Source organism: Actinosynnema sp. NPDC002837, from assembly GCF_040295345.1.
GTDB lineage: Bacteria > Actinomycetota > Actinomycetes > Mycobacteriales > Pseudonocardiaceae > Actinosynnema.
Map to the genome: position 1 here is coordinate 1 of NZ_JBEOVG010000157.1, position 10,552 is coordinate 10,552.

Annotated in this window: 10 protein-coding genes and 2 tRNA genes; 10 read left to right on the top strand and 2 right to left on the bottom strand. The window is 72.9% G+C overall.

Annotated elements, in window-relative coordinates:
- The first annotated feature begins 203 nt into the window (after positions 1-203).
- Together ABTZ99_RS43680 and ABTZ99_RS43685 are read left to right on the top strand one after the other, a co-directional pair.
- A complete protein-coding gene (locus ABTZ99_RS43680; protein WP_498778489.1) occupies positions 204-779 on the top strand; it encodes an LOG family protein in 576 nt (191 codons plus the stop codon).
- Between the two features lie 96 nt (positions 780-875).
- Positions 876-2,243 (top strand): serine hydrolase domain-containing protein, encoded by a 1,368-nt coding sequence (locus ABTZ99_RS43685; protein WP_498778488.1) that lies wholly within the window; start codon positions 876-878, stop codon positions 2,241-2,243.
- A 57-nt stretch (positions 2,244-2,300) separates the two neighbouring features.
- Here ABTZ99_RS43685 and ABTZ99_RS43690 read toward each other — a convergent pair whose 3' ends face one another.
- Complete coding sequence (locus tag ABTZ99_RS43690) at positions 2,301-3,107, bottom strand: DUF3152 domain-containing protein (protein ID WP_499619029.1); 807 nt, start codon at positions 3,105-3,107, stop codon at positions 2,301-2,303.
- 79 nt (positions 3,108-3,186) lie between these two features.
- Here ABTZ99_RS43690 and ABTZ99_RS43695 point away from each other — a divergent pair, with 79 nt between their 5' ends.
- A complete protein-coding gene (locus ABTZ99_RS43695) occupies positions 3,187-3,852 on the top strand; it encodes a response regulator (protein ID WP_498778486.1) in 666 nt (221 codons plus the stop codon).
- A complete protein-coding gene (locus ABTZ99_RS43700; RefSeq protein WP_499619030.1) occupies positions 3,849-5,573 on the top strand; it encodes a sensor histidine kinase in 1,725 nt (574 codons plus the stop codon). Before ABTZ99_RS43695 ends, ABTZ99_RS43700 begins: the two co-directional genes overlap by 4 nt.
- Before the next feature lie 12 nt (positions 5,574-5,585).
- On the opposite strand, the gene ABTZ99_RS43705 is transcribed toward ABTZ99_RS43700, so the two are convergent.
- Positions 5,586-6,242, bottom strand: a complete 657-nt coding sequence (locus tag ABTZ99_RS43705) for a pentapeptide repeat-containing protein (protein ID WP_498778484.1) — start codon at positions 6,240-6,242, stop codon at positions 5,586-5,588.
- Between the two features lie 198 nt (positions 6,243-6,440).
- On the opposite strand from ABTZ99_RS43705, the gene ABTZ99_RS43710 reads away from it, so the two are divergent.
- The 6 genes from ABTZ99_RS43710 (at position 6,441) to ABTZ99_RS43735 (ending at position 10,517) form a co-directional block, all read left to right on the top strand.
- A complete protein-coding gene (locus ABTZ99_RS43710) occupies positions 6,441-7,916 on the top strand; it encodes an ABC transporter substrate-binding protein (RefSeq protein WP_499619033.1) in 1,476 nt (491 codons plus the stop codon).
- Positions 7,913-8,857 carry an ABC transporter permease family protein gene (locus tag ABTZ99_RS43715; protein ID WP_499619035.1) on the top strand — a complete coding sequence of 315 codons (945 nt, stop codon included), beginning with the start codon at positions 7,913-7,915 and terminating at the stop codon, positions 8,855-8,857. Before ABTZ99_RS43710 ends, ABTZ99_RS43715 begins: the two co-directional genes overlap by 4 nt.
- Entirely contained in the window at positions 8,806-9,633 is an 828-nt protein-coding gene (locus ABTZ99_RS43720; protein ID WP_499619037.1) for an ABC transporter permease, read from the top strand. The genes ABTZ99_RS43715 and ABTZ99_RS43720 overlap by 52 nt, the downstream gene beginning before the upstream one ends.
- Before the next feature lie 235 nt (positions 9,634-9,868).
- Positions 9,869-9,945 (top strand) — tRNA-Leu (locus tag ABTZ99_RS43725).
- Position 9,946: 1 nt separating this feature from the next.
- A tRNA-Leu gene (locus tag ABTZ99_RS43730) sits at positions 9,947-10,019 on the top strand.
- Positions 10,020-10,085: 66 nt separating this feature from the next.
- Positions 10,086-10,517: a PPOX class F420-dependent oxidoreductase gene (locus tag ABTZ99_RS43735; protein ID WP_498778481.1), complete on the top strand. Its 432-nt coding sequence runs from the start codon at positions 10,086-10,088 to the stop codon at positions 10,515-10,517.
- Positions 10,518-10,552 lie beyond the last annotated feature (35 nt).

The following is a 10,552-nucleotide window of genomic DNA, read 5'->3' on the forward strand; positions in this document are numbered from 1 at the left end:
AGGCTTGGCGGACGCTTTTCCCGCCAGGCCTGCCCGGCTTTGGCCTGCCTGGGGTGCCCGTAAGGGCCCCATGTCAAATCGAGCCGAACAGCACCACCGCGCCGCCCAACTCACCGCACCCGAACGCCCAACTCGACCCACCCGAACGCTCAACACACGCGCTCCCAACGCAGCACACCCGTAACTTGACCTACCGTGTGCCCATGCGGATGTGCGTGTTCTGCGGCTCCTCCAGCGGACGGGTGAGGCACGTCGAGGTGGCACGGGAGGTCGGCCGCACGTTGGCCGAACGAGGCATCGAAGTCGTCTACGGCGGCGGCCGGGTCGGGACGATGGGTGCCCTGGCCGACGGCGCGCTGGCGGCCGGCGGTTCGGTCATCGGGGTGATCCCGCGCAGCCTCGTCGACTGGGAAGTGGCCCACGAGAATCTCACGGAACTCCACGTGGTCGACTCCATGCACGAGCGCAAGGCGTTGATGGCCGAGCTGGCCGACGCCTTCGTGACCCTGCCGGGCGGCGCGGGCACGTTGGAAGAGCTGTTCGAGGTGTGGACGTGGGCCCAGCTCGGCCTCCACACCAAGCCGGTCGCGCTGCTCGACGTCGACGGCTACTTCACGCACCTGATCAAGATGATCGACCACATGGTGGAGGAGGGGTTCCTCAAGCCGCCCTACCGGGACATGCTGCTGGTGGACCACGATCTCGACCAGCTCCTCACCCGGTGTGGCGACTACCGGACCCCGGACTACACCTGGACCGACGACAACCCCCTGACATAGCCGTAAAACCCCTCCCACGGCACGGGGAAATCGGTACGGTGTATGGCAACACGAAGGGTTTTCGCAAAGTTTCGCGCCATCCGGGGGGAGCGGGCGATGGACATCAACCACTGGGGGCGACGGTTGGCGGAGCTGTGCGAGGCGCACAAGGTGCCTGGCGCTTCACTGGCGATCCTCGTCGACGGCGAGATCCACGAGTGCGCGACCGGCGTGCTGCACCGCGGCACCGGAGTCGAGGCCACCACGGACTCGCTGTTCCAGATCGGCTCGATCACCAAGCTCTACACCGCCACCTTGATCATGCAGCTGGTGGCCGAAGGCGCGCTCGACCTGGACGCGCCGGTGGTCACCGTGCTGCCGGAGTTCGCCGTGGCCGACCCCGTGGCGACCAAGACCGTGACGACCCGCCAACTGCTGTCGCACACCAGCGGCATCGACGGCGACTTCTTCCACGACACCGGTCGCGGCGACGACTGCGTGGCCGCGTACGTCGCGGCGTGCGCGGATCTCGGCCAGAACCACCCGCCGGGCGCCACGATGTCCTACTGCAACAGCGGGTTCACCGTGCTCGGCCGGATCATCGAGGTGCTCACCGGCCAGGTCTGGGACGACGTCCTGCGCGAACGCCTGCTCGACCCGATCGGCGCGCACAGCACGGTGACCCTGGCCGAGGACGTGCTGCGGTTCCGCGCGGCCCTGGGCCACCTCGGCGAACCCGGCGAAGAGCCCGTGCCCGCACCCGTGTGGGGACTGGCCAGGTCCGCGGGCCCGGCCGGGACGATCAACGCCACCGCCGCCGACGTCGTCCGCTTCGCCCGGCTGCACCTGGACGGCGGCCGGGCGCCGGACGGCACGGTGGTCCTGCCCGCCGAGCAGGTGGCCGCGATGCACCGGCCGTTCGTGCAGCTGCCCGCCAGCCCGGCGCAGCGCATGTGCTGGGGCCTCGGGTGGATCGTCTACGACTGGCCGGGCGGTCCGGTGATCGGGCACGACGGCGCGACGGTCGGGCAGAAGGCGTTCCTGCGGGTCGTGCCCGAGTCGAACGTGGCGATCGCGCTGCTCACCAACGGCGGCGTGCCGGCCGAGGTCTACCAGCGGTTGTTCACCGAGGTGCTGGCCGAGCACGCCGGCATCGTGGTGCCGGACTTCGAGCCGCCCGCCGAGCCGCCCGAGGTGGACATCTCCCGGTACGTCGGTTCGTACGTGCGCGAGGGCTACGACGTCGAGGTGACCGAGCAGGACGGCGTGCTGCACCTGCGCGGCGAGAGCATCGGCGAACTCGCCGCCATCAACGCGGTGACCAACGCGGTGCTCGTGCCGGTGGAGGAAGGGTTGTTCGCCGCACGGCGCAACGAGCACGAGCCGTGGGTGCCGGTGGTGTTCTACACGCTGCCGGACGGCTCGCCTTACCTGCACTTCAGCCTGCGCGCCACGCCCAAGGGCACCGGAACGACCCGCCGCTAGACCGGCGCCACAGGAAGAGGACCGCCCGCCCGGCGTACGACCGAAGACAACCGGCCGTCAGGGGAACGGCCAGCCGTTCGGGCGGCAGACCTTGCCGTCCGTCGGAATCGTCACCCCCTGCGGCGCGCCCGCGATGACGGCGGCCACCTCGTCGTTCGACGTGCTGAACGTCTGCTGCATCATCACGGGCGCGAGCCCGCCGTGCGCCGCGCACGGCCGGTGGCCTTCGCCCAACGCGTGCCCCACCTCGTGGTTGACCACATAGCGCCGGTACCCGGTCAGGTCGCCGTCGAACGCGACCGCCCCGCGCACCCACCGCGCCGCGCTCAGGTGCACCAAGCCGCCGTTGCGGCACGACACGTCCACCGGGATCTCGTACCCGCACACCGCGCGAGCGGTGCTCTGCGAGGTCAGCCGGATCCGGATGGCCGCGGGCCCGGTCACCCGCCGGAACGCGACGTCACCGCGCGCCGTCCAGCCACGGGGGTCGGACAGCGTCTCCTGCACGAACGCGGCGAACCCCTGCTCGTCGTACACGACCCCGTCCTCGACCTCCACCGCGTACGTGCGCTCGACCCCCGCACCGACGACCGGCGACGACCCCGGCACAGCGTGGAACGTCCCGTGGCCCTCGACCGGGATCGGGCCGCCATCGGGCAGGTCCGAGCTGGACGCGTACACCCTCTCGGCGGTGGTGGTAGTCGCCGCCGGAACACTCGGAGCAGCCCGAACCGCAACACCGCTCGTGGTCTGCTGAGTGGTCGTCGCGGCGGACCGGGCGGCGGTGCGCTCGCCCGCGAACTGGACGAACGTCAACAGCAGGGCGGTGACACCACAGGCGAACAGGACCACGCGGACGTTCATGCTCCCCAAGATCGGGACGAACTGTGAAGAACCTGTTGTCGTCCTGCTCGATGGCCGTGAAGGTCGGCATACTGCGGTCGTGTGCGCCCACATCCTCGTCGCCGAGGACAACCCCCACCAGGCCGAGCTCGTCCGCCGCTACCTGGAGCACGACGGGCACTCGGTGGTGGTCGTGCACGACGGGCGGTCCGCGATCGACGAGGCGCGCCGGCGCGACCCGGACCTGCTGGTGCTCGACGTGATGATGCCGGCGGTGGACGGGCTGGACGTCGTGCGCGTGCTGCGCGCCGACTCCGACGTGCCGATCGTGCTGCTCACCGCCCGGTCGGCGGAGGACGAGGTGCTGCTGGGGTTCGACCTCGGCGCGGACGACTACGTGACCAAGCCGTTCCGGCCGCGCCAGCTCGTCGCCCGGGTCCGCACGATCCTGCGCCGCGCCGGCCGCGCCCGCGTCACGAACGCCGCCGTGCTCAAGGTCGGCGACATCGTGGTCGACCCGATCCGGCACGAGGTGACGCTGGCCGGCGAGCCGGTCGTGCTGACCCCGACCGAGTTCCGGTTGCTGTCGACCCTGGCCGCCCAGCCGCACCGGGTGTTCACCCGCGGCCAGCTGCTCCAGGACGGCTTCACCACCGAGCGGACCGTGGACGTGCACGTGGTCAAGCTGCGCCGCAAGATCGAGCACGACCCACGCCGGCCGCGTCGGCTCCTGACCGTCTACGGGATCGGCTACAAGCTGGTATGAGCCTGCTCTTCCGCATCTTCTCGGTGTCCCTGCTGATCGCGGGCTCGTCCATCGCGGTCACCGCCTGGCTCGCCACCCAGGCCACCACCGGCAGCATCCGCCAGGAGCAGGGCGAGGCGCTGGCCACCGACGCGTCGATCTACGACCGGCTGCTCGGGTACGCGGCCGACCACCCGTCCTGGGCCGACGTCCAGTCCACAGTGGACGCCCTCGCGGACGAGACCGGCCGGCGGATCGCGCTGACCACGTGGGACCGCGCGCCGATCGCGGACTCCGGTGACGCCGGCTCGCCGCAGCTGCCGGTGAACCCGACCGTGGTCGTGGACCCGCTGAACGTGAACCCGGTGCTCAAGCCGGGCGTGGAGGACGAGATCGACCGCCGCGCGATCGGGCCGTTCAAGCTCAGCCCGGCCGAACGCCATGACCTGCAGGCCCGGGCCGAGACCGTCGCCGCGTGCGACGGGCGGACCGTGGTGGTGCAGCCGAGCGGGCGCCCGGTGCTGCGCGGGCCGCGCACCCTGCCGCCGGCCCGGTACGACGAGTGCCCCGTGGAGGACGCGCTGTACACGCCCACGGAGACGGAGCACAAGGCGGGCGCCGAACTGTACGAGCTGGTCAAGGGCTGTCCCGGAGCCTCGGCTCTGAAGGCGGCCTTGACGCCGTGGCTGGCGCGGGACGGCTCCGACTGGTCGCGCCCGACCGCGGAGAGCACGCCCGCGGAAGCGGCGTGCCTGGCCTCCGCCCGGCGGCAGCAGCTCGCGCCGTACGTCGCACCCGCCGCCCTGCTGTTCCTGACCGAACCGACGGGTGCGCGACCGGCGACCGTCGACCTGTCCACGGCGGGCGTCACGCGCATCGCGTGGACGGCGCTCGGCATCCTGGCCCTGGCCGGGCTCGCGTCCTGGCTGACGGCCAACCACCTGGTCCGGCCGATCCGCGCGCTCACGGCCGCGACCCAGCGGATGGGCGCGGGCGACCGGGAGGTGCGCGTGACCGCGGCCAAGGGCGAGATCGGCGAGCTGGCCAGGTCGTTCAACGCCATGTCGGCCAAGCTCGCCGACACCGAGCGGCAGCGCCAGGCGATGGTCGGCGACGTCGCGCACGAGCTGCGGACGCCGTTGAGCAACGTCACCGGGTGGCTGGAGGCGGCCCAGGACGGCGTCGCGGCGACCGACCAGCGGCTGGTGGCGTTGCTGGCGGAGGAATCCCTGGTGCTGCAACGGCTCGTGGACGACCTGCACGACCTCGCGCAGGCCGACGCGGGCACGTTGCGCCTGCACCCGGAGCCGATCGACGCGGCCGACGTGATCGAGCAGGTGGTGGCCGCGCACGCCAACGGCGACGTCGCCGTCACCGCGCGGACCGAGGGGGAGCTGTTCCTGGTCGCCGACCCGGTGCGGCTGCGGCAGGCGGTGGAGAACCTGGTCACCAACGCGATCCGCTACACGCCGGCCGGTGGCGCGGTGACCGTCACGGCCCGGCTCGACGGCGGCGTCGTGATCGAGGTGGCCGACACCGGCGTCGGCATCGCGCCGGACGACCTGCCGCACGTGTTCGAGCGGTTCTGGCGGGCGGACAAGTCGCGCAGCCGCAGCACCGGCGGCAGCGGCCTGGGCCTGGCCATCACCCGGCACCTGGTCGAGGCGCACGGCGGCACGGTCACGGCCGCCGCCGAACCCGGCTCGGGCGCGACGTTCCGGATCACCCTGCCCGTGCCGTGAGCCCGTGGGAGCTCAGCTGTCCTTGATGACGATGCCGAGCGTGTGGGCGAACGCCGGCGCGAGGTCGATCGCCTGGGTGGAGGTGATCGTCGCGCCGCGCAACGAGGCGAACCCGTCGCGGATGCCCAGCTCGGCGGCCTCGCGCAGGTCGACCTTCTTCAGCTTCACGCCCTCGAACCGGAGGTCTTCGAGCGTCGAGCCGGGGAACGTGACGTCGGTCAGCTCGGCCTCGGTGAAGTCCACGTCGCGCAGGACGCAGTTGACGAACGCGACCTCGCGCAGCGCGGCGCCGCGCAGGTTGACCGAGACCAGCTTGCAGCCGAAGAACGTGACGCGGCTCAGGCCGGCCTCGAACATCGCCACCCCGGCGAACGCGCTGTTCACCACCTCCGCGTCGAGCCACCCGGTTTCGGCCAGGTCGGTGCCGATGACCTGGACGCCGTGCAGCCACACGTCGTTGAACCGCGACCGCCGCAGCGTGCCCTCGGTGAACCGGACCGCGGACAGCGCCGACTCGCTGAACCGCGCGTTGCCGGCGGCGGGTTCGGGGAACTCCCGGTCGGCGATGTGGACGACGTTGTAGTCACCACCCGACTCCAGTCGCCCGCCGTCGTGGTCTTCCAGGTAGGCGGCGAACGACAGGTCCGCGAGCGCCCGGGGTTCCGGCATGCGGGGGATGGTAGTCGTCCGCCGAACGACGCCGTAGCTGGTCACGCTGCTTATCGTCTTCGGCCTGGTCACGCGCGCCCGACCACGTGAGGCAGGCCGCGACGCCCGCCCCACGTGGCGGTGCCCACATCCGCTATTGGGAACGATAATCATCTTGTTAGGTTCACGGCGCCCTGTCACCGAACGCTGGGACGATCCGTGCGCCACCGCTCCTCCGCCGCCGCTCTCGTGGCGTGCGCCCTGCTGCTGACCGGCTGCTTCGCCCCTGCCGCGGAACCGTCCGACGGGCGGATCAAGCTCGCGATGCTGCAACCGCCGCGTTCGGGCCTGACCCCGTTCAGCGACGACGCGTTCAAGCTCTCGCGCTGGTCGACCGCGGAAACGCTGGTCACCCTCGACGCGGACGGCGACGCGCGGCCCGGCCTGGCCACCGGGTGGCGGCGGATCTCGGAGCAGGCCTGGGAGTTCACCGTCCGCCAGGGCGTGACCTTCCACGACGGCACCGCGTTGACCGCCGCGGCCGTCGCCAACACCCTCACCCGCGCCACCACCGCCTCGCCCAAGCCGCGCATCCTCGACGGCGTCGAGCTGACCGCCGAGGCGGCGGGGGACACCGTCGTCGTCACGACCGGCACACCCGACCCGCTGGTGCCGCAACGGCTCTCGTCACCGCAGCTGGCGATCCTCGCGGAGAGCGCTTACCGCGCGGACGGCAAGGTCGACCCGGTCGGCACGGGCACCGGACCGTTCCGCCTGGTCGCGGTGAACGGCACGACGACCGCCACCCTCGACCGCTACGACGGCTACTGGGGCCCGAAGGCCGCCGCCGAGGGCATCGACGTGTCGTTCGTCCCCGACGGCACCGCCCGTGCCGCCGCGATCCGCAGCGGTGAGGCGCACGTCGCGGAAGCCGTGCCGGTCTCGCAGGCGGCGTTGCTCGACCAGGCGACGATCACCGAGGTGCCGATGCCGCGCACCAACACCCTGTACCTGAACACCAAGGCGGGACCGTTCCAGGACCAGGGCCTGCGCGCCGCCGCACGCGAGGCGATCGACGCCGCCGAGATCGTCCGGAGCGTCTACGAGAGCCGCGCCGACGTGGCCGGAGGGCTGCTCGGACCCGCGCTGCCGTGGGCCGCGGCCGGACGCGCCCCGCTCGCCGAGCGCGCCAAGGCCTCCGACCCGAAGGGCGTCCCGATCACCCTGGCCACGTTCTCCGACCGCGCCGAGCTGCCCGAGGTCGCCTCGGTGCTGCAACAGCAGTTGCAGGACGCGGGGTTCACCGTCACCCAGGTCGTGCGCGAGTACGCGCACATCGAGGAGGACGCGCTGGCCGGGAAGTTCGACGCGTTCATCCTGTCCCGGGCGACCGTGCTGGACTCCGGCGACCCCGTCGCCTACCTCCAGTCGGACTTCACCTGCGCGGGCTCCTTCAACATCGCCCGGTTGTGCGACGGTGACGTGGACGCGGCCGTGCGGACCGCCGCCGCCACCGGGGCGGGCGACCAGCGGCGGGCCGCGATCCTGGCGGCCGAGGCGGCGGTGCTGCGGACCGACGCGGCGATCCCGATGCTGCACGAGCGCGTGATCCAGGGCGACGCGACGTCGGTGGTCGACTCGGCCAAGGACCCGCGCGAGCGCACGCTGATCACGTCGGCGACCCGCCTGCGGTGACCGCGCTGGTCTCCCGCGTCGGCGGGCTCGCCGCGGTCGTCGCGGTGATCGGCCTGCTGCCGTGGCTGTCCGGGCGCGACCCGGCGCTGTCGGTGCTGCGCGCCCGTTCCGCCGAGCAGGAGCCGACGGCGGAGGCGCTGGACGCGGTGCGCCGCGAACTGGGGCTGGACGCCGGGCCGGTGGCGTTGTTCGGCGACTGGCTCGCGGGCGCGCTGCGGGGCGACCTCGGCCGGTCGTGGGTCGGTGGCGGCGAGGTGCTGCCCTCCGTGCTGTCCGCGCTGGGCGTCTCGCTGGCGCTGATGGGCGCGGCGCTGGTGGTGGCGTTGGCGCTGGCCGCCGCGCTGTCGGCGTCGACGGTCGTGCGCGGCGCCAGGGGGACGGCACGGGCGCGCACCGGCGCCACCGCCGCGGTGCCGGCCGCGTTGCCCGAGTTCCTGCTGGCCACGGTGCTCCTGGTGGTCCTGTCGGTGTGGCTCGGCTGGTTCCCGCCCTACGGCTGGCGGGGGCCGCAGCACCTGGTGCTGCCCGCGTTGGCGCTGGGCCTGCCGGCGGGCGGCATCCTCGGCCGGCTGGTGGACGACGCGCTGCCCGCCGTGTTCGAGGAGCGCTGGGTCGTGCTGTGGCGGTCGTGGGGGTGTTCGCCGGGGGTGATCGGGCGGGCCGCGGCACGTCGTGCGCTGCCCGCCGTGCTGCCGCAGTTCGGGCTGGTCGCCGTGGGGCTGACCGGGGAGCGGTGGCGGTGGAGGTGGTGTTCGCCGTGCCGGGCCTCGGCCGGACCGCGCTGGGGGCCGCGGAGGCGCAGGACCTGCCGCTGCTGCAGGGGTCCGTGCTCGCGCTCGTGCTGCTCGGGTTGGTGGGCGGCGCGCTCGTGGCCGGTGTCCGGCGGCGGATGCTCGGGCAGGCGCTGCGCGACGCGGCCCTGCCTGCTCCACCGCCCGTGACGGCCCCGGTCGGCCTGCCGCACCGCGTGGTCGTCGTGGTGGGCGCGGTGGTGCCGGTGGTCGTCGTCTGCTGGGGACTGCTGGGTGAGCCGCTGCGGGTGGACGCGGCGGCCCGGCTCGCGCCGCCGGGGTGGGCGCACCCGTTCGGCACCGACGCGCTGGGCCGTGACGTGCTGGCCAGGGTGGGGCACGGTGCGGCGGCCACGCTCGGCGTCACGGTGCTGGTGTGCGCGTGCTCGTTCGCGGTGGCGCTGGTCTTCGGCTTCCTGCCCGGCCTGGCCGAGGGCGCCGCCGAGACCGCCAACGCCGTGCCGCCCGTGATCGCGGGCATCCTGGTCGCGGCGACCGTCGGTCCGGGCGCGGTCGGCGCGTCCATCGCGGTCGGCCTGGTGTCGTGGCCGCCGCTGGCCGCCCACGCGGCGGCGCTGGTGCGGGAGAACCGCGCGGCCACGCACGTCGCCGCGGTGCGTGCGCTGGGCGCGGCGCCGTCCTGGGTCCTGACCCGGCACGTGCTGCCCGCGGTGGCGGGTCCGGTCGCGCGGCACGCCGTGCTGCGGCTGCCCGGTATCGCGTTGGCCCTGGCGTCGTTGGGTTTCCTCGGCCTGGGTGCGCCGCCGCCGACGCCGGAGTGGGGGCTGATGCTGGCCGAGTCGCTGCCGTACCTGGAGCGCGCGCCGTGGGCGGCCCTCGCCCCGACGGCGATGCTGCTGCTCCTGGCGGCGTCGGCGGTCTCGCTCTCGAGCTTGCCGAGGAGGCCGGGGCGATCGTTGTCCTGAGTGGATAGTGCGGGCCGTGCGATAAAAGCGTTGCGCTGCCCGGTGGTTCGGGGCAAGCTGATCGCACACCACAGCGGAAGGGCGGGAGTCATGGCGGACATGCGGCAGCACGAGCTCCTGCTCCTGCTGGGTCTTGCGGACTCCCCGCCGTGACGTGACCGCGTCAGGCCTGCGGGAGCCGCCCATCGGGAGACCGATCCGGGCGGCTTCGTCGTTTCGCGGAGCGCATTCGCTCGCGGTTCTAGCCCAAGTGGTAGAGGCGTCTGGTTGAGGGCCAGTCCAGTCGGGGTTCGAATCCCCGGAACCGCACCAAGCCCCTGTAGCCCAACGGAAGAGGCATCGCGCTCAGAACGCGACCAGTCCAGGTTCGAATCCTGGTGGGGGCACGGAGTTCACCTGAAAGTGCGGCGGAACGTGGAATACGCGGCGGTCGGCCGGAGGTTGGTGCGTGCATGACCGAGACAGGATTCGACCCGCACGCGCTGCTCGCCCAGAGCAAGATCGGCGTGCTCGCGACGATCAAGGCCGACGGCCGTCCCCAGCTCTCCCCGATCATGCCCTCCTACGACCAGGAGGCGGGCGTCATCCGGGTGTCGACCACGGAAGGGACGGCCAAGGTCGCGAACCTGCGCCGCGACCCCCGGGTCGCGCTGGAGGTGACCAGCCAGGACGGGTGGAAGTGGGCCACCGTCGAGGGCACGGCCACGATCGCCGGGCCGAGCACGGACCCGCACGGCCCGGAGGTCGAGGGGCTGGTGGACTACTACCGCCGCGCCGCGGGCGAGCACCCCGACTGGGACGAGTACCGGGCGGCCATGGTGTCCGACCGGCGGGTGCTCGTGACGATCAAGGTCGACCGGGTGTACGGCACGAAGTCCGACTGACCCGCGCGCTGCCCGTGCGGCACGCCGCACGGGCA

Bases quoted from the DNA above. Each gene is read 5' to 3' on its own strand.
- ABTZ99_RS43680 (WP_498778489.1), top strand. From the start codon at position 204: ATGCGGATGTGCGTGTTCTGCGGCTCCTCCAGCGGACGGGTGAGGCAC.
- ABTZ99_RS43685 (WP_498778488.1), top strand. From the start codon at position 876: ATGGACATCAACCACTGGGGGCGACGGTTGGCGGAGCTGTGCGAGGCG.
- ABTZ99_RS43690 (WP_499619029.1), bottom strand. From the start codon at position 3,107: ATGAACGTCCGCGTGGTCCTGTTCGCCTGTGGTGTCACCGCCCTGCTG.
- ABTZ99_RS43700 (WP_499619030.1), top strand. From the start codon at position 3,849: ATGAGCCTGCTCTTCCGCATCTTCTCGGTGTCCCTGCTGATCGCGGGC.
- ABTZ99_RS43705 (WP_498778484.1), bottom strand. From the start codon at position 6,242: ATGCCGGAACCCCGGGCGCTCGCGGACCTGTCGTTCGCCGCCTACCTG.
- ABTZ99_RS43720 (WP_499619037.1), top strand. From the start codon at position 8,806: ATGCTCGGGCAGGCGCTGCGCGACGCGGCCCTGCCTGCTCCACCGCCC.
- ABTZ99_RS43735 (WP_498778481.1), top strand. From the start codon at position 10,086: ATGACCGAGACAGGATTCGACCCGCACGCGCTGCTCGCCCAGAGCAAG.